Origin of the sequence: Pseudomonas ulcerans (assembly GCF_036324125.1) — a bacterium.
Taxonomy (GTDB): Bacteria; Pseudomonadota; Gammaproteobacteria; order Pseudomonadales; family Pseudomonadaceae; genus Aquipseudomonas; species Aquipseudomonas ulcerans.
In genome coordinates, this window is record NZ_JAZDQN010000008.1 from 184,786 (window position 1) to 203,097 (window position 18,312).

16 protein-coding genes are annotated in these 18,312 nt (G+C 64.7%); 6 read left to right on the forward strand and 10 right to left on the reverse strand.

Annotated features, from left to right (window positions below; all coding sequences use genetic code 11):
- The first annotated feature begins 70 nt into the window (after nucleotides 1–70).
- On the forward strand, nucleotides 71–1,690 hold the full coding sequence (locus tag V0R59_RS10340) for an EAL domain-containing protein (RefSeq protein ID WP_330072983.1): 1,620 nt from the start codon (nucleotides 71–73) through the stop codon (nucleotides 1,688–1,690).
- Here the strand turns inward: V0R59_RS10340 and V0R59_RS10345 are convergent, their stop codons facing one another.
- Together V0R59_RS10345 and algB are read right to left on the reverse strand one after the other, a co-directional pair.
- Nucleotides 1,691–3,478 (reverse strand): ATP-binding protein, encoded by a 1,788-nt coding sequence (locus V0R59_RS10345; protein WP_330072984.1) that lies wholly within the window; start codon nucleotides 3,476–3,478, stop codon nucleotides 1,691–1,693. It lies immediately after the preceding gene.
- A complete protein-coding gene (gene algB / locus V0R59_RS10350; RefSeq protein ID WP_330072985.1) occupies nucleotides 3,475–4,821 on the reverse strand; it encodes a sigma-54-dependent response regulator transcription factor AlgB in 1,347 nt (448 codons plus the stop codon). Before algB ends, V0R59_RS10345 begins: the two co-directional genes overlap by 4 nt.
- A 324-nt stretch (nucleotides 4,822–5,145) precedes the next feature.
- Here algB and V0R59_RS10355 point away from each other — a divergent pair, with 324 nt between their 5' ends.
- The 5 genes from V0R59_RS10355 to V0R59_RS10375 all read left to right on the forward strand — a co-directional run bounded on the left by V0R59_RS10355 (nucleotide 5,146) and on the right by V0R59_RS10375 (nucleotide 9,560).
- A complete protein-coding gene (locus V0R59_RS10355) occupies nucleotides 5,146–5,418 on the forward strand; it encodes a hypothetical protein (protein WP_330072986.1) in 273 nt (90 codons plus the stop codon).
- A 39-nt stretch (nucleotides 5,419–5,457) separates the two neighbouring features.
- A complete protein-coding gene (locus V0R59_RS10360; protein ID WP_042127667.1) occupies nucleotides 5,458–5,622 on the forward strand; it encodes a DUF1328 domain-containing protein in 165 nt (54 codons plus the stop codon).
- Between the two features lie 4 nt (nucleotides 5,623–5,626).
- Complete coding sequence (locus V0R59_RS10365) at nucleotides 5,627–6,097, forward strand: inhibitor of vertebrate lysozyme family protein (RefSeq protein WP_330072987.1); 471 nt, start codon at nucleotides 5,627–5,629, stop codon at nucleotides 6,095–6,097.
- A 724-nt stretch (nucleotides 6,098–6,821) separates the two neighbouring features.
- A complete protein-coding gene (gltP, locus tag V0R59_RS10370; protein ID WP_330072988.1) occupies nucleotides 6,822–8,153 on the forward strand; it encodes a glutamate/aspartate:proton symporter GltP in 1,332 nt (443 codons plus the stop codon).
- Nucleotides 8,154–8,330: 177 nt separating this feature from the next.
- Entirely contained in the window at nucleotides 8,331–9,560 is a 1,230-nt protein-coding gene (locus tag V0R59_RS10375; RefSeq protein ID WP_330072989.1) for a nucleoside recognition domain-containing protein, read from the forward strand.
- On the opposite strand, the gene V0R59_RS10380 is transcribed toward V0R59_RS10375, so the two are convergent.
- The 8 genes from V0R59_RS10380 to V0R59_RS10415 all read right to left on the reverse strand — a co-directional run bounded on the left by V0R59_RS10380 (nucleotide 9,542) and on the right by V0R59_RS10415 (nucleotide 18,245).
- Entirely contained in the window at nucleotides 9,542–10,180 is a 639-nt protein-coding gene (locus tag V0R59_RS10380; RefSeq protein WP_330072990.1) for an ABC-type transport auxiliary lipoprotein family protein, read from the reverse strand. The two genes, V0R59_RS10375 and V0R59_RS10380, sit on opposite strands and share 19 nt — an antisense overlap.
- The gene (locus V0R59_RS10385) at nucleotides 10,177–11,115 is read right to left on the reverse strand and encodes an MlaD family protein (RefSeq protein ID WP_330072991.1); all 939 of its coding nucleotides are present in this window, start codon (nucleotides 11,113–11,115) and stop codon (nucleotides 10,177–10,179) included. Before V0R59_RS10385 ends, V0R59_RS10380 begins: the two co-directional genes overlap by 4 nt.
- 1 nt (nucleotide 11,116) lies before the next feature.
- On the reverse strand, nucleotides 11,117–11,911 hold the full coding sequence (locus tag V0R59_RS10390; protein WP_330072992.1) for an ABC transporter ATP-binding protein: 795 nt from the start codon (nucleotides 11,909–11,911) through the stop codon (nucleotides 11,117–11,119).
- A complete protein-coding gene (locus tag V0R59_RS10395; protein WP_330072993.1) occupies nucleotides 11,908–13,050 on the reverse strand; it encodes an ABC transporter permease in 1,143 nt (380 codons plus the stop codon). Before V0R59_RS10395 ends, V0R59_RS10390 begins: the two co-directional genes overlap by 4 nt.
- 53 nt (nucleotides 13,051–13,103) lie before the next feature.
- Nucleotides 13,104–14,123 carry a DUF5924 family protein gene (locus V0R59_RS10400; RefSeq protein WP_330072994.1) on the reverse strand — a complete coding sequence of 340 codons (1,020 nt, stop codon included), beginning with the start codon at nucleotides 14,121–14,123 and terminating at the stop codon, nucleotides 13,104–13,106.
- Nucleotides 14,124–14,205: 82 nt separating this feature from the next.
- Nucleotides 14,206–15,579, reverse strand: a complete 1,374-nt coding sequence (locus V0R59_RS10405) for a M16 family metallopeptidase (RefSeq protein WP_330072995.1) — start codon at nucleotides 15,577–15,579, stop codon at nucleotides 14,206–14,208.
- A 37-nt stretch (nucleotides 15,580–15,616) separates the two neighbouring features.
- Nucleotides 15,617–17,275 carry a Na/Pi cotransporter family protein gene (locus tag V0R59_RS10410; RefSeq protein WP_330072996.1) on the reverse strand — a complete coding sequence of 553 codons (1,659 nt, stop codon included), beginning with the start codon at nucleotides 17,273–17,275 and terminating at the stop codon, nucleotides 15,617–15,619.
- A gap of 193 nt (nucleotides 17,276–17,468) precedes the next feature.
- Nucleotides 17,469–18,245, reverse strand: a complete 777-nt coding sequence (locus tag V0R59_RS10415) for a TerC family protein (RefSeq protein WP_330072997.1) — start codon at nucleotides 18,243–18,245, stop codon at nucleotides 17,469–17,471.
- Between the last annotated feature and the right edge of the window lie 67 nt (nucleotides 18,246–18,312).

The following is an 18,312-nucleotide window of genomic DNA, read 5'->3' on the forward strand; positions in this document are numbered from 1 at the left end:
TTTCCGGCCAACGGCCAGGCTGACTTCCCCGGAAATTGCTATACCTCAGGTATTCAACGGGATATTTCCGATGTCACCTGCCTTGCTGCTGCGCGGCCTGTTATATCGACCCTGGCTCCTGGCAACGCTGGCAGCCTCGGCGAGCGCCATTTTGCTTTTGCTAGGCAGTCTCGGCGTGGCGATGCACCAGGTGCAGGTCAACGAAAGCGAGCAGATGAACGCCCGCGGCGAGCGCTTCCTGGAGCGCCTGGAGCAGATCTTCGGGCAGTTGCGCCAGAGCGTCGATCAGCTGCAGGCACAGTCGATACGCGGTTGCAGCTTCGAAATGATCTCGACCCTGCAACAGGTGGCCTTCAATAACCGCTTCGTCTACGAGACGGCGTACACGGACGATCAGCAGACCTGCTCCAGCCGCCTCGGCGACCGTACCTTCGAATCCCTGCCACCGCCGGATATACGCGGCCCCACCTACTCCTACTGGCTGAACACCAGCACCGAACCGGACGACAACCGCGCCGCCCTGATCCTTGGCCGTGGCCCTTTCCGCGTTTCCACCTCGCGCGGCCACCTGACCGACGTCGTCGACCTGCCCGCCGGCGGCAGCCTGCTGGTGGTGCTCGACCGCGGGACTCGTGCCGTACCGGTATTGGGTGCGCTGCAACAATGGCCGCCGGAGGGTATCAACTGGCCACCCGCGAGCAACGATGCGCTGATCGAACTGCCGGATCGCCTGCTCTATCGCATGCCAACCCGCTCCCCGGATTATCAGTTGGTGCTGATTGCTCCCCGCAGTGCTCAGCCGCTGAAGCTCAACGGCGTGCTCTGGCTGCTGTTCCCGGGCAGCCTGCTGCTGGCCTGGTGCATCGGCTGGGCAGTGCTGCAACTGGTGCGGCAGAGCCGTTCGATGAGTTCGGAATTGCAGGGGGCGTTGCGCCGTGGCGAATTGCAGGTGCTCTACCAGCCGATCTTCGAACTGAACAGCCGCCGCTGCGTCGGCGCCGAAGCCCTGGTGCGCTGGCGACGACCGGACGGCACGCTGACCAGCCCCGAGCTGTTCATCCCGCTGGCCGAAAACACCGGGCAGATCCGCCAGATCACCGACTTCGTCCTGCAGCGCGTGTTCGATCAGCTGGGCCAGCTGCTGCGGGCCAATCCGCAGCTGTACATCTCCGTCAACCTGGCGGCCTGCGACGTCATGGTGCCGCGTATCGGCCGGGTCGCCGCGCGGCTGCTGGCGACCCATCATGTGGCGGCCAGCCAGATCGCCTTCGAGGTCACGGAGCGTGGGCTGATCGATGTGGTGGTGGCCCGGGACAACCTCCAGGCGCTGCGTGCGGTGGGCCACCAGGTGCTGATCGACGATTTCGGCACCGGCTATTGCAGCCTGGCCTACCTGCAGACCCTGCCGGTGGATTGCCTGAAGATCGACAAGGCCTTCATCGACGCCCTCGGCCATGACGCCGCCAGCAGCGGCGTGGCCCCGCATATCATCCGCATGGCCCACGCCCTGCAATTGCGGGTGATTGCCGAAGGCATCGAATATGAAGACCAGGCCCTGCTGCTCAATAGCGAAGGGGTCAACTATGGCCAGGGCTGGCTGTTCGCCCACCCGCTGAATGCCCGGCAGTTCGTCGAGCTGATCACCCTCGGCCGACGACGCGGGCCGCGGCGGATCGATGACGAGGCGTGATCAGACTGGCAGCGCCATGTAGAACTGGGTGCCATGTTCCGGTCGCGAATACACGCCCATGCGCCCACCGTGCAGTTGCACGATTTCCTTGCACAACGCCAGCCCCAACCCCGCCCCGCCTTTCTTGCGTCCGACCTGGACGAACGGTTCGAAGATGCGTCCCTGCTGGCTGTAGGCGATACCCTCGCCACTGTCCTCGACGCTGACGATCACCCGCTCGCCATGGCGCCGCGCTTGCAGACGGATGCGGCCGTTGCTGCCGGTATGGCGGATGGCGTTGTCCAGCAGGTTGTCGAGGACCCGGTCGAGCTGGGCGATATCTGCCTGGATCCGCGGCAGCGGCGTGCCCAGTTCCAGCTGCAGGTCGATCTGCTTGGCGGCCGCAGCATCGGCATGCCGGGTGCGCGCGCGTTCGAGCAGGTCGTCGAGGGCGCAGACGCTGCGGTCGAGCTTCTGCTGGCCGCTCTGGTAACGGGAGAAGTTGAGCAGGTCGTTGATCAACTGGGTCAGGCGCTGCATTTCCTCGCCGATGGTGTCCAGCAGGTCGCCTTCGCGGGATTGCTCGGGAAACCTGACCCGTTCGCGCAGCAGGCCGAAGGCCATGTGCATGCCCGTGACCGGCGTGCGCAGCTCATGGGAGGCGCGCAGGACGAATTCGCTGCGTACCCGCTCGAAGGCGCGCTGCTCGGTGACGTCGTGCAGCACCATGACCGCGCCGAGGATCTGCCCGTCCGGGCGACACACCGGGGTCAGGCTGTAGGTGAGGACGCGGGTTTCCTTGTCGATCTCCAGGTGCAGGTCTTCCGGCACCCGCTCCAGGCTGCCGCCGCGCAGGACCAGGTGCAGTTGTTGGTCCAGTTCCGGGCGTTGCAGGGCCTCGCCGAGACGGTTGCCTGTCCGCGAGTCGTCCCAGCCCAGTTGGCGCTGGGCTACCGGGTTGAGGTGTTCCAGGCGGCCCTGGCGGTCGATGATCAGCAGGCCGTCGTCGATGCTGTCGAGCACCGCCTGCAAGCGCTGCTGGCCGGCCAGCAGTTCATCGACGTTGGTCGCCTGGTGCTCGCGCAGCGCCTCGGCCATCAGGCCGAAGCGCTTGGTCAGCTGGTTGATTTCCAGGGCCGAGGTCACCGGCAGGGTCACGTCGAAATTGCCCAGGCCGACCTGGTCGGCGGCGCTGGCCAGGGCTTCGATCGGCTGGCCGAAGCGCCGGGCGATGCCATGGGCGGTGAGAAAGCCGAGGGCCAGCACCGCCAGGCCCACCAGCCCGAGCACCCCGGACATCAGCACCGCGCGATCCCGCGAGACCTTCTCGGCGCTGCGGATCTGTTCCACCGCCTGCTTGTGCGAGTCGATCAGGGTTCCACGCAGCGTGCTGAAGGCCTGGCCCAGCGGCTCGTCGACACTCAGGCTGAGGGCCGGGTTGCGGGTTTCGCGCAGGCTTTCGAGGAACCGCTGGAACTCGTTGTTAGCCCGGGAGAAGTCGTCGCTGCCCGCAGTCTCTTGCTCCTGTTGCAACCCCTCGTCGAGCAGTTGCTGGAACTGCGTTTGCAGCCCGGCGAGGATCTTCGGGTCGGCGCCGTCGTCGAGTATCTGGGTCAGCTGGTCGCTGAGGTTCTGCCGCAGCTTCAGGCCCAGGTCGAGAACCAAGGCATTGTTGCGGATCAGCGTCTGCTGCGAGCTGGCCATCTGCTGCACGCTGACCAGGCTCAGCAACAGGCCAAGCAGGGCCACGGTGATCAGCGCCGAAATGCTGAGGAAGAGCCGTGTCCGCAGCTTCATCGCCCACTTCATAGGTTGTACTGCTTGCGCTTGCGGTACAGGGTCGAGGCGTCGATACCGAGGGTCTTGGCGGCCTGGTCAAGCGTGTCGCTGGTGGCCAGCACCGCGCCGATGTGCGCGCGCTCCAGTTCATCCAGGCTCAGCGCCGCGCCAATGCGCGGGGCGTTGCTGGTCGGTTGCTCGGCCATGCCCAGGTGGCTGATCTCCACCTTCTCCTGCGGGCAGATGATGCTGGCGCGCTCGATGACATTGCGCAGCTCGCGGATGTTGCCCGGCCAGCGGTAGTTGAGCAGCGCCGCGCGGGCCTCGTCGCTGAACGCCCGGGCCGGCCGCGAATACTCCTTGACGAAGCGGGCGAGGAAGCGCTCCGCCAGGGTCAGGATGTCCTCGCTGCGTTCGCGCAGCGGCGGCAGGTGCAGGGTGATGACGTTCAGGCGATAGAGCAGGTCTTCGCGGAAGCGGCCGTCGCGGACCATGTCTTCCAGGTTGAGGTTGGTCGCGGCGAGGATGCGCACGTCGGCGCGGCGGGTCACCGGATCGCCGACCCGCTCGTATTCCTTGTCCTGGATGAAGCGCAGCAGCTTGGGCTGCAGGGTCAGCGGGAAGTCGCCGATCTCGTCGAGGAACAGGGTGCCGCCGTCGGCCTGGTTGACCCGGCCGAGGGTGCTTTCGCTGGCCCCGGTGAAGGCGCCGCGGCTATGGCCGAACAGCTCGCTTTCCATCAGCTCGGCGGTCAGCGACGGGCAGTTGATGGTCACGCAGGCCTTGCGCGCGCGCTTGCTCCAGCCATGGATGGCGCGGGCCAGCTCGCCTTTACCGGTACCGGATTCGCCGAGGATGAGGATGTTGGCATCCGTGGTCGCGACCTGCCGTGCGGTTTCCAGCACCACCATCATGGCCGGGCTGTGGGAGTCCAGGCCGTCCTTGGGCTTGCGCACTTCGCCTTCCAGGGCTTCCAGGCGCGCCGAGAGCTGGCGCACTTCCAGCTGCTTGGCGGTGGCCAGGCGCAACTGGTCGGGGCTGCAGGGCTTGACCAGGTAATCGGCGGCACCGGCCTGGATCGCATCCACCGCGGTATCCACGGCGGAGTGGGCGGTGACGATCACCACACGCATCCACGGTGCCAGGATGCGCATCTGCGCCAGTACGTCGAGACCGTTGTCCTCGCCCAGGCGCAGGTCGAGGAAGCACAGGTCGAACACCTGCCGCTGCAGCAGGGTCTCGGCCTGGGCCGCGCTGTTCGCGGTGGCGACGGTATAGCCCTCATCCTCCAGGCAATAACGGAAGGTACGCAAAATGGCGGACTCGTCGTCCACCAGCAGAATGCGGCCTTGAGGGTCTGGGGCTGACTCCATTTTCCTGCGCTCCTTAGGAATTATCTTGGTTAGTGTCGGAAAAATCGGGCAAGTTGCATGGTCGATTCTGATTCATTCCTTCCCTTGCATGCTAGCTCGCGGTTCTCGACCGTCTGTCGGGGTTTTTGACGCGGAAAAACCGTCGCCGGTCATGCAAAACGCACGACCGCACGAAGGTGCATCGTGCAGGATGCGCCCCATCGGGTTTTCCGTGTTCGTATAAGTTATTGATTTATAACGATAAATCCAATCGTTAAAGGCTGGCATGCAGGCTGCAATGACCCTTCCAGGTCATAACAAGATGCAGCAAGAGGAGCCCGGCACATGAAACGTACCCCCGCCGCCCTGGTGCTTATATCGCCACACCATTTGCGTCAGGCGCTGTTTTTCGTCCTGGCGTTGCTGTTGACCCTGGTTGTCGGGCAATTGCATCACGCCTGGCAAGCGCATCAGGTCGACAGCCAGCTCGCTACCCAGGTCGCGCGCATTCATGAAAGCCGCGCCATGCCGCTGCCAACCGCTCCCGTCATGCGCTCCCGGGCGCTGCCAGCCGCCAGTGCGCAGGAAACCGCGCCGGCTGAACGCTGGGTGTTCTAGACGAGTGCGGACCTTTTCCAAAACAGAAGGAGAATCACCATGTTGAGTTGGGCCATCACCTTCCTGATCATCGCCATTGTCGCTGCCGTGCTGGGCTTCGGTGGTATCGCCGGCGCCGCTACCGGTATCGCGAAGATCCTCTTCATTATCTTCCTGGTGCTGTTCGTGGCTTCCTTCTTCTTTGGTCGTCGCGGTCGAGGCTGAGTCAATGAAAGGCGTGATACGCAACGCCCTGGCCGTCGCCCTGTTGCTGGGTGGCGGTTCGGCGGCAATGGCGGCCAATGACGGCCAGGTCCGGGCCAGCGAACTGCTCGGCTCGGACCCCGAGTATCGGGAAACCTGGCAGGACGTGGTCAAGAAAGAGGAACGCTTGCCGGAGTGGGTGATCAATCTGAACGGCGTCTCCGAGCAGCAGATGTCTGCGGTCGAGGAAGATGGCGACAAGTATCTGGTAGGACCGGTCTGCGAAAGCGCCGGAAAATGCCTGAACAAGCGCCTGATCGTGGCTTTCAGCTGGGACAAGGACAAGGCCTACGGCATGTTGGTGGAGGTGCCCGAAGGGCTGCCAGCCGACAAGTCGCCGACCCGGCACGCCGACTATCGCTGGATCGGCAAGCCCGACGAAGGCATGCAGGCCATGCTCAAGGAGCAGCTCAAACGTGATCCGAACTGGTACTGAGGCGCCGCCGGGCGCATCGGTGCTCTAGCGGAAGCTGAACTTTTCTGCCGTTCAGGCTTCCATGCTGCGGCCGCCCGAGGAAGGTGGTCGCATGACCAAGGGGCCGGGCCGCTCTGATTGTTGCAGGATCGGAGGGGCCTAGGGGTACAAGGAGTGCCTCCGTCGAGGGCCGGGTCAGGTAACGCAATGCCGGGTGCGGGTCTGTCGGGATGTCCTGGAACGGGACGACCTGAATGGGCTGCCCCGGCAGCATCTCCCTCCGTCATCCGGTCCGACAGATGGCAAATCGGTCACCCGCTCGTCCGTCCGACAATTTTTTTTGTCTTTTTTCTGACGCTCAGGAGGTCGTTTTCCGACCATTCGGATTGTCGAACACTGACATTTTCATCGGAATGATTACCTTGTGAATCTGCCGAAATATGGCGGATTGGTCCTATTCGGAATTCCGAACGCCTGCTTCAAAACCCCGTGAGACGCCCTTTTTTCGACGAAAAAGTCATGCCGATTCGGCATGGGCTACTCGTTTCCGGCATTAGACCTGGCCCCTTCCCCCCTGAATAGTTGCGCCTTTTTTCGCCAGCCGGCGTTCGTATCCGTTCGCTCGCGACGACCCTCCGCGGTGTCGTTGGCTGTCGCCGAAGAAGCTTCCGGAAAAGCTTTTAACAGCTCTGGAACAACGGTTACAGCGCAATGCCCGTGTCCACTTGAACAAGAAGGTAATGACATGAAGAAGGCAAAACTGAGCCTCGCCTGGCAGATCCTCATCGGTCTGATGCTGGGTATCGCCATCGGCGCGCTGCTGAATCATTTCAGTGCAGAAAAGGCATGGTGGATCAGCAACGTCCTGCAGCCGGCCGGTGACATCTTCATTCGCCTGATCAAGATGATCGTCATCCCGATCGTGATTTCGTCGCTGATCGTGGGTATCGCCGGGGTGGGCGACGCGAAGAAACTTGGCAGTATCGGCCTCAAGACCATCATCTACTTCGAGATCGTCACCACCATCGCCATCGTGGTCGGCCTGGTCCTGGCCAACCTGTTCCACCCGGGCGCCGGCATCGACATGAGCACCCTGGGCACCGTGGATATCTCCAAGTACCAGGCCACTGCGGCCGAGGTGCAGCATGAGCACGCGTTCATCGAGACCATCCTCAACCTGATCCCGTCGAACATCTTCGCGGCGCTGATGCGCGGTGAAATGTTGCCGATCATCTTCTTCTCGGTGCTGTTCGGCCTGGGCCTGTCGAGCCTCAACGCGGACATCCGCGATCCGCTGGTGAAGACCTTCCAGGGTGTTTCCGAGGCCATGTTCAAGGTCACCCACATGATCATGAACTACGCCCCGATCGGCGTGTTCGCCCTGATCGCCGTGACCGTCGCCAACTTCGGCTTCGCCTCGCTGCTGCCGCTGGCCAAGCTGGTGCTGCTGGTGTACTTCGCCATCGCCTTCTTCGCCTTCATGGTGCTGGGCCTGGTGGCGCGCCTGTTCGGCTTCTCGATCATCAAGCTGATGCGCATCTTCAAGGACGAACTGGTCCTGGCCTACTCCACCGCCAGCTCCGAGACCGTGCTGCCGCGGGTCATCGAGAAGATGGAAGCCTACGGTGCGCCGAAGGCCATCTGCAGCTTCGTGGTGCCGACCGGCTACTCGTTCAACCTCGACGGCTCGACCCTGTACCAGAGCATCGCGGCGATCTTCATCGCCCAGCTGTACGGCATCGACCTGTCGATCAGCCAGCAGTTGCTGCTGGTCCTCACCCTGATGGTCACCTCCAAGGGTATCGCCGGCGTGCCGGGCGTGTCCTTCGTGGTCCTGCTGGCGACCCTGGGCAGCGTGGGCATCCCGCTGGAAGGCCTGGCCTTCATCGCCGGTGTCGACCGCATCATGGACATGGCGCGTACCGCGCTGAACGTGATCGGCAACGCCCTGGCGGTACTGGTGATCGCCCGTTGGGAAGGCATGTACGACGCCGAGAAAGGCCAGAAGTACTGGAACTCGCTGCCGCACTGGCGCAGCAAGGAAGCGGTTGCCGAAGGCAAGACCGTCAATTCCTGAGTCCTGTCCCTCGCTGAATGAAGAAGCCCCGCACTGTCGGGGCTTTTTCGTTGTCTATCAGGGCCTCATCGCTGGCAAGCCAGCTCCCACAGGTCCAGCGGTGCATGCGGTCATCAGCCCCAACACAACACTCGATCAGACCGCTATCATTCAGCCCATCTTCAAGGGGACATTCGGATGCTCAACGGCCTGTGGCTTGGTTTCTTCGTGGTAGCGGCCATTTCGGCGCTGGGGCAATGGCTGGTAGGGGGTAACGCGGGGATCTTCGCGGCGATGGTGGAAAGCATCTTCGCCATGGCCAAGCTCTCGGTCGAAGTCATGGTCCTGCTGTTCGGCACCCTGACCCTGTGGCTGGGCTTCCTGAAGATCGCCGAGCAGGCCGGCATCGTCGAATGGCTGGCCAAGGTCCTCGGCCCGCTGTTCCGCCGCCTGATGCCGGAAGTGCCACCTGGCCACCCGGCCCTCGGCCTGATCACCCTGAACTTCGCTGCCAACGGCCTGGGCCTGGACAACGCCGCCACGCCCATCGGCCTCAAGGCGATGCGCGCGCTGCAGGAGCTCAACCCCAGCCCCACCACGGCGAGCAATGCGCAGATTCTCTTCCTGGTGCTCAACGCCTCGTCCCTGACCCTGCTGCCGGTGACCATCTTCATGTACCGCGCCCAGCAAGGTGCGATGGACCCGACCCTGGTGTTCCTGCCGATCCTGCTTGCCACCAGTTGCTCGACCCTGGTCGGCCTGCTCTCGGTCGCCATCGTCCAGCGCCTGCGCCTGTGGGACCCGGTGGTGCTCGCCTACCTGGTGCCCGGCGCGCTGCTGCTCGGCGGCTTCATGGCCTTGCTGGCGAGCATGTCCGCCGCCGCCCTGGCCAGCCTGTCGTCGATCCTCGGCAACCTGACCCTCTTCGGCCTGATCATGCTGTTCCTGCTGGTCGGGGCGCTGAAGAAGGTCAAGGTGTACGAAACCTTCGTCGAGGGCGCCAAGGAAGGCTTCGACGTGGCGAAGAACCTGCTGCCGTACCTGGTGGCGATGCTCTGCGCGGTGGGCGTGCTGCGTGCCTCCGGTGCCCTGGAGTTCGGCCTCGACGGCATCCGTCATACGGTGGAATGGCTGGGCTGGGACACCCGCTTCGTCGACGCCCTGCCCACCGCCATGGTCAAGCCGTTCTCCGGCAGCGCGGCGCGGGCCATGCTGATCGAGACCATGCAGACCCACGGCGTCGACAGTTTCCCGGCCCTGGTCGCGGCCACGGTGCAGGGCAGCACCGAAACCACCTTCTACGTGCTGGCGGTGTACTTCGGCGCCGTCGGCATCCAGCGCACCCGCCATGCCGTGGGCTGTGCCCTGCTCGCCGAGCTGGCCGGGGTGCTGGGCGCCATCGGCGTCTGCTACTGGTTCTTCGCCTGATTGCGTAGCGCCTGCTGGTACTGGTTGCCCTGGCCCAGGGTCCAGTCCAGCAGCTGCGCGGTCAGCCGGTCGGTCGCCTGGCCGAGGCCGGCGACCACCGCCGCCACGCTCTTGTCAGGCTGGGGCTGGCGCACCTCGAAGATGCGGCTGGCGATCATGCGCTGGCTGCGCCCGTCCACCAGCCGTGCATCGAGACGCACCACCACGTCGATGCCTGCCGCCGTGTATTCGCTCTGGAACGCCTGCAACTCGCCCACCAACTCGAAATCGGACTGCAGGTTGCTGTCGTCGGCGCTCAGCCGCGGCACCCGGCCGTCACGCTGGAAACCATCGAGGAGACGGTTGCGCAGCAAGGCCGGCGCCGGATCGGTCCAGCGCGCGCCCTTGTAGCTGCTGAGCACGTTGCCCTGCGGGACCACGGCAATGCGCGGCACGTTCAGGGCATCGCTGGTGATCGGCTTGTTCACCCGCAGCGACCAGCTCACCGGCGCGCCAGTCGAGGCGGCCGTGGTGGCGGCCGGCAGGCGGTAGACATCGGCGTTTTCCGCCTGGGGCAGGATCGAGCAGGCGCTGCTCAGGCTGATCAACAGGGCCAGGGACAGTCGGCTGGCGAGGCTCATGGCTCGAACTCCTTGCTTTGGTCACGGCCAAGCAGGTAGCCGCTGGGGTTGGCCTCAAGGCGACGGGAAATGGCCTTGAGCGAGTTGAGGGTGTCGCGCAGTTCGCGCAGTGCCGGGGACAGGTCGCGGAAACCCTGTGCTCCACTATCCAGGGCATCGCGGTTGCTCTCCAGCAGGGCATTGAGGGTCGCGGTGCTCTGTGCCAGGGACTTCATGGCCTCGTCGGCGCTCTGCGCAATCTGCGGGCCGCGGCTGCCGAGCAACTGGTTGGCGTTGCGCATCAGTTCGCTGGTTTGCTCCATGGCGGCGCCGGCCTGCTTGCCGAGGGTCGACAACTGCTTGATGGCCATGCTGATGTCCTCGCGCTGTCCGGCGACGGCACCGGTGGTCTGTTCCAGGTTGGCCAGGGTCGTGCCCAGGCGGTCGACGTTTTCCTCGGAGAACAGGCGGTTGGCGTTGTGCAGCAGCAGGTTGATGTTGGTTACCAGGTCGCTGCTGTTGGTCAGCAGGCGAGCGATCGGCGACGGCGAGGCGATGATCACCGGCAACTGGCCACCCTTGCCCACCAGCGGCGGGCTGTCCGGGGTGCCGCCGCTGAGCTGGATCAGCGAGGTGCCGGTGACGCCGGTGAGGGTCAGCTTGGCCTGGGTGTCCTGCTTGACCGGGGTGTCGGCGTTGAGGCGGATATGCGCCAGTACCCGGCGCGGGTCGCTGGGGTCGAGGCGCAGGCTCATCACGTCGCCGACCTTGATCCCGCTGTACTGCACGGCGCTGCCGCGGGACAGGCCGGTGACCGCCTCGTTGAACACCACCTCGTAGTCCTTGAACGTCGAGTCGACGCTGGACTTGGCCAGCCACAGGCCGAAGAGCATGGCGCCGGCCACCACCAGCACGGTGACCATGCCGATCAGCACATGATGTGCGCGGGTTTCCATCTCACTTCTCCTTCAGCGCTTTCGCAGCCGTGTAGGCCGCCCGGCCACGAGGGCCATGGAAATACTCGTGGATCCACGGGTCGTCGGTTTCCGCCACCTGTTCGATCGGCGCGGCCACCAGCACCTTCTTCTGCGCCAGTACGGCGACGCGGTCGCTGATGGTGTAGAGGGTGTCCAGGTCGTGGGTGATCAGGAACACGCTCAGGCCCAGGGCGTCGCGCAGGGTCAGGATCAACTGGTCGAATGCCGCGGCGCCGATGGGGTCGAGGCCGGCAGTGGGTTCGTCGAGGAACAGGATGTCCGGGTCCAGGGCCAGGGCGCGGGCCAGGGCGGCGCGCTTGATCATGCCGCCGGACAGCGAGGCGGGAAACTTGTCCGCGGCCGACTGCGGCAGGCCGGCCAGGGCCAGCTTGACCCCGGCCAGGTGCTCGGCGTCGTCGCGGGACAGGGCGGCGTGCTCGATCAGCGGCAGGGCGACGTTCTCGGTGACGGTCAGCGATGAAAACAGCGCGCCCTTCTGGAACAGCACGCCGAAGCGCCGTTCGATCAGCGAGCGCTGCTGGTCGTCGGCGCTGGACAGGTCCTCGCCGAACACCCGCACCTGGCCCTCGTTGGGCCGGCGCAGGCCGACGATGCTGCGCAGCAGCACCGACTTGCCGCTGCCCGAGCCGCCCACCACGGAGAGGATCTCGCCGCGGTACAGGTCGAGGTTGAGGTTCTCGTGCACGCTCTGCGGGCCGAAGCGGTTGCACAGGCCACGCACCTCGATGACCTTTTCGCGGTTGTCGTCGTTCACCAGCCCATCTCCATGAAGAACAGCGCGGCCACGGCGTCGAGCATGATCACCACGAAGATCGACTGGACCACTGCCGAGGTGGTGTGGGCGCCGACGGATTCGGCGCTGCCGCTGACCTTGAAGCCCTCCAGGCAGCCGATGGCGGCGATCAGGAAGGCGAAGAACGGTGCCTTGAGCAGGCCGACGAGGAAGTGCTGCACGCCGATATCGCTTTCCAGCAGCGACAGGAACATGGCCGGCGAGATATCCAGCGACAGCGCGCAGACCACCCCGCCGCCGACGATGCCGCAGAGCATGGCGAGGAAGGTCAGCAATGGCAGGGCGATCAGCAGCGCCAGCACCCGCGGGATCACCAGCATTTCCACCGGGTCGAGGCCGAGGGTGCGGATCGCGTCGATTTCCTCGTTGGCCTTCATCGAGCCGATCTGTGCGGTAAAGGCACTGGCGGTACGGCCGGCCATGAGGATCGCGGTGAGCAGCACGCCGAATTCCCGCAGGAAGGAGAACGCCACCAGGTCCACGGTGAAGATGCTGGCGCCGAAGCTGGCCAGCACCGTGGCCCCGAGAAACGCCACCACCGCGCCCACCAGGAAGGTCAGCAGGGCGACGATGGGCGCGGCATCGAGGCCGGTCTGTTCGATATGGGCGACCACCGGGGTGATGCGCCAGCGTTTCGGCTGGAAGGCTCGGGTGACCAGGGTGGCGATGATCAGGCCGATGAAACCGAGCAGTTGCCGGCTGTCCTGATAGAGGGTGTCCACCGCGGCGCCGATACGGGCAAGCAGTTGGGTGAGGACGGGAATCTCGGGGTGGCGCGGCGGGATGCAGAATTCTTTGAGCGACCACTGCACGCTGTGCAGCAGGTGGCGGCTGGCTTCGGCGAGCGGGCTGTCGGCTTCCAGCTGTTTCAGGCGCTGCGGGCCGAGCAGCTCGACCAGCAAGGAGGCGCCGGCGGTGTCGAGCTTGCCGAGCTGGCTGAGGTCTACCGCAGCGTTCTCGCCGAACTGGCCAGCGAGGGCGCTGGCGCTGTGCTTGAGGCTGGCGTAGTTGGCCAGGGTCCAGTCGCCGCTGAGCCGCAGGCAGGGCGGGCTGCTACTGGTGTCGAGGATGGCGCTGGCGGGGCTGGGAATGCTGGTCATAGGCTCCGTTCGTCCATGGGCGCCTCAGTGCGCCGCCCGACAGCATAGCGCCACTAATTTGCAGGCGCTTGACTGTCGTCCACGACCCGGAAGCGCAGCACACCGATGACCTGGCCATCCTCGGTCAACACCCGCACCTGCCAGCGGCCCACCGGGTTGCCGGGGAACACCTGCTTGTGGGTCCAGGCGCGGTAGCCTTCCTTGCGCCCGCCGTTGATGTCCAGGGCGATGCGGTCCACCTCTTTGCCGTTGAACTGCCAGACGTGATAGATCCGCTCGTTCAGCCCGCGCGGCGCCTTGATCGCGGTATAGGCGTAGAGCCCGGCGCTGCGGATCTGGCTGGCCGGCACTTCCTTGAGGCTGTCTCCGGGGGTGCGGTTCTGCACCTGGGTGCTGATCGCCACTTCGGTCATCCACAGGGTCGCCGGCGGCACCCAGGAGCGCAGCAGCCAGCCGGCGCCGCCGACCGCCAGGGTCACCAGCACCAGGGCTACGCCACGGCGCCAGTGGTTGATCGGGAAGCTGCTGGCCAGGCTCGGGAAGGACAGCAGCATGGCCACCCCGAGAGCCAGCTTGAAGCTTTCCGCGGTGGTCAGGTGGAGGATGATCGGCAGCGCGGTGAGCATCGCCGCGAACAGGGTCAGGGTGTGCAGGGCCATGAACAGCCAGCGTCGCGGTGCCACCCACTTGTAGTACAGCGGGTCGATGATCGACACCAGGCCGGCGGCACCGAGCAGGCCGGTGAAGATCAGCTGGCCGCTGTTCCAGGTGGTGGTGACGAAGAAGAACGGCAGGACGAAGAACAGGCTTTCCTGGTGGATCATCTGCGTCGCGTAGCGCAGCAGCGGCTGCGGGATCTCGCGCTTGAAGGTACGGCTGAAGAGCTCGGTGAAGGTGTTTTCCAGCATCAGCCAGACCCAGCTCACCAGCATCAGGATGGCGACCCAGCTGGCCAGGCTTTCCTGGCGGTCGACGAGGATGAAGCTGCCGATGCCGGAGACGAAGCCACCGAGTGCGATGACCCCGGGATAGCGCTTGATCAGTTCGATGATGCGCTGGATGTAGATGGGCATTTGGGGTGTTCGCAAGGTCTGAAAAATACGGTTACAAGGATACCTTGGATTGACCGGGCCTGTGAGGGGCGCAGCCCAGGAATCACGTCCTGCGCCGATACCAGATCCCCCCACCGATCACCACCAGCAGCAAGCCCAGCACCGCCATCCAGAACAGTTCGTCATACCCGAGCAGCGGCTTCTCCACCCTCACCCATCCGGCCTCCTTGAACAGCTCCCGCATCGCCTGGTTCGCCTCTTCCAGGCTCACCCCCCGCAGGCGCTGCGCCGGATCGACGAAGCGCCCGTCGGCATAGCCGTTCAGCGCCCCCCAGTAGTAATCGGCCAGCGCACTGTTGCCCTGGGTGGTCCAGGCCTCGCGGGCGACGGCGGCGGCCTTGATCCGCTCGAAGGTCTGCGGATCCAGCCCGTCCTTGCGCAGGCGCTGGAGCATGGCCTCGATCACTTCCTCCGCCTCTTCCACCTGATCCCGCTCCAGGTCGGCATTGAGGCTGAGCATGCCGCTGTCGCCGAAGCTCTCGCGCTGGCTCCAGGGCCCATAGGACAGGCCATGCTTGAGGCGCAACTCGTCATACAGTGCCCAGTCCAGGTAGCGCTGCAACAGCTCCAGGGTTTCATCGTGCTCGTTGTCCAGCACCGGCTCCAGGAACTTCCAGCTCAGCCGCGCGCCGTTGCCCAGCACGCCGCGGATCAGCGTGCGATTGGGCTCGGCCTGGTGGGTGACGCCGTCCAATGCCCGGCGGTCGACGGGCTCCACCGGCTCCAGTTCGCCCCAGCTCCGCTCCAGGTAGGCCGGCAACAGCTTGTCCAGGCCGCCGACCACGATCAGAGTCATGTTGTTCGACGCGTACCAGTTCCGGCGCACCTCTTCCACCTGCGCCACGGTCATGTCCTCGACGCTGGAGCGCTCGGCGCACTTCAGGCCCAGTTCCACCGCCAACTGGTCGCTGGAGCGCTGGCCGAGGTCCTGGCGGTCGAGCCAGCGTTGCAGGTGCGAATAATGCCCGCCGTCCTCGCGCTCGACGATGCGTTTGGACAACTCCAGGTCATCGTCATCGATCTGGGTCTGGCGGATGATCGCCAGCAGCAGGTCGAGGACCTTACGCTGGTTGCGGGCCGGCGCCTCGATGACGAACGTGGTGTCGGCGCTGCTGGTGTAGGCGTTCCACTCGCCCCCGAGAGCCTGTATGCGTTTTTCCAGGCCGCCCTCGCCGCTGTCGTCGATGCCGCTGAACAACAGGTGTTCGAGCAGGTGCGGCAGTTCCTTCTGCTCGCAGGCAAAGTCGTCGAAGCCGATGCCCACCACCAGGCGGATCGACACATGGTCGCGCTCATAGCCCGGCTTGAGCAGCACCTGCAGGCCGTTGGGCAGCAGGTAGCCCTCGACCTGGTTGCGATCGAGGGCAAAGCCGGGAGCGCAACCCAGCAACAGGCAGACGAAGATCAGGCAACGCATGAAGAACTTCCTTGAACCGGTTCGAGGCGGCACGGGGTCACGGCGAGTGGATTTCATCCGGCACGCTGTCGATCAGCAGCCCACCCGTTTCACGACCACCGAGTACCACATAGGCACTGCTACAGAACAATGAATTCAATCTTTTCATGTCGGCGATCAGCTCCAGGTGCAGGGCGCTGGTCTCGATGCTTTGTACCACCTTGCGTTGCAGGCGGCTGACATGGGCATGGGCCAGGCGCCGCTCCTGGGCACGGAAGCGGCGCTTTTCCCGCAGCAACTGGCGCGCGCTTTCCGGATCGGCGCTGAGGAACACCGACAGGCCGAGGCGCAGGTTGGCCAGCAACTGGGCGTGCAGACCGGTCAGTTCTTCCAGGCCGACCTCGGAAAACTCGCGACGCTGCGAGGTCTTCTGCTGCTGGATCTTGCGCAGCATGCGTTCGATCAGGTCGCTGGCCATCTTCAGGTTCAGTGCCAGTTCGATGATCTCGGCCCAGCGCTGGCTGTCCTGCTCGCTGAGGTCTTCCCGGGGCATCTGCGCCAGGTACAGCTTGATCGCGTTGTAGAGTGCTTCGACGTCGTCGCCGAGACTGCGCATCTCCTGGGTGACGGTGGTCTGGGTGCCACGCAGCACGCCGTGCATGGACTCCAGCATGCTGTCCACCAGATCTCCCAGGCGCAGGGTCTCGCGGACCGCGTTGGCCAGGGCCAGGCTGGGCGTGGCGAGCGCGGCGGGATCGAGGTGGCGCGGGGTGGTGTGGCCGTTGGTGTCCGGGCGCTCCGGCAGCAGCCAGGTGCAGACCCGCGACATGAGGTTGACGGTCGGCAGCAGGGTCAGGCAGCGCAGGCTGTTGTAGAGCAGGTGGAAGCCGATCACCAGCTCGGCGGGGCGGAAGTTCAGGCTGTCCATCCACTCCACCAGCGGATGCAGCAGGGGAATGGTCACCAGCAGGCCGATCAGCTTGTACAACAGGCTGCCCAAGGCGACCTGGCGCCCGGCGCTGTTGCGCATGCTGGTGCTGATGAAGGCCAGCAGGCCGCTGCCGATGTTGGCGCCGATCACCAGGCCGATGGCCACCGGCAGGCTGATCACCTCGGCACCGGCCAGGGTCGCGGTCAGCAGCACCGCCGCCAGGCTGGAGTAGGAAATCATTGCGAACAGGGCGCCGACCAGGGCATCGAGGAGGATATCGCCGGTCAGCGAGGCGAACAGCACCTTCACCCCATGGGCCTTGGTGATCGGCTCGGCCGCGGCGACGATCAACTGCAGGGCGAGGATGATCAGGCCCAGGCCGATGCCCACGCGGCCGAGTTGGCCGGCGCGGGTCTGCTTGCGCGAGAGGAAGAAGATCACCCCGAGGAAGATCAGCAACGGCGACAGCCACGACAGGTCGAGGGTCAGCACCCGCGACATCAGCGCGGTACCGACATCGGCGCCGAGCATGACGGCCAGGGCCGGGGTCAGCGCCATCAGGCCCTGGCCGACGAACGAGGTCACCAGCATCGCCGTGGCGTTGCTGCTTTGCACCAGGGCCGTGACGAGGATGCCGGCGACGAACGCCAGCGGCTTGCGTGCCATGTTCTGGCTGATGACGCGGCGCAGGTTGGAACCGTAGACCCGCAGTACGCCGGTACGGACGATGTGTGTGCCCCAGATCAGCAGGGCGACGGCTGACAGTAGATTGAGCAGGGTCAGCATGCTGGGCCCCCTGTTTTCCGTGCCCCAGCGGGGCGAATGAATGACGCTTGGAGCCTGGCCGTGAAGACGGCGGTTGTTTCCAGTGCTCCCTTTAAGCTTTAGTCCGCCAGAAGCCTTGGCGCCAGCGGGTTTGTCACTGACGCACAATGAAAAAAGGCCCCGAGAGGGGCCTTGATTCAGCGAATGGCCAGTATTACTGACCCGGGATGTCCTTGCGAAGTTTCACCGGCTCGCTCGGTTCCTGGTCACGCTTCTTCGCCATGGCGGTGCGCATGCGGATGTTGATCGCCTCCACGGCCAGGGAGAAGGCCATGGCGAAGTAGACATAGCCTTTCGGCACATGGACTTCGAAGGCTTCGGCGATCAGCACGGTACCCACCACGATCAGGAACGACAGCGCGAGCATCTTCAGCGACGGGTGCTTCTCGATGAAGTCGCTGATGGCCTTGGCGCAGAGCATCATCACCAGCACGGCGACGATGATCGCGGCGATCATCACCGGCACGTGGGAAACCATGCCCACCGCGGTGATCACCGAGTCGAGGGAGAACACGATGTCGATGATGGCGATCTGGATGATGGTGTAGAAGAACTTGCCACCCTTGCCCGACCCTGGCTCGTCGTTGCTTTCGTCCTCGCCTTCGAGGCCGTGGTAGATCTCCTGGGAGCTTTTCCACAGCAGGAACAGGCCGCCGAAGAACAGGATCAGGTCACGCCCGGAAATGCCCTGGCCGAACACGTGGAACAGGTCGTCGGTGAGGCGCATGACCCAGGTGATGGAGAGCAGCAGCATGATCCGCGTGACCATGGCCAGGGCCAGGCCGAAGATCCGTGTGCGTTGCTGCATGTGCTTGGGCATGCGGCTGACCAGGATCGAGATCATGATGATGTTGTCGATCCCGAGCACGATTTCGAGTGCGGTCAGGGTGAAAAAGGCAACCCAGATTTCCGGGCTGGTCAGCCATTCCATGTTTGTTCCTTCGAGCGTAAGACGTCGCGCGCTGGATCAGCGCGCGAACGGGTTGGGTGGTTCTGTT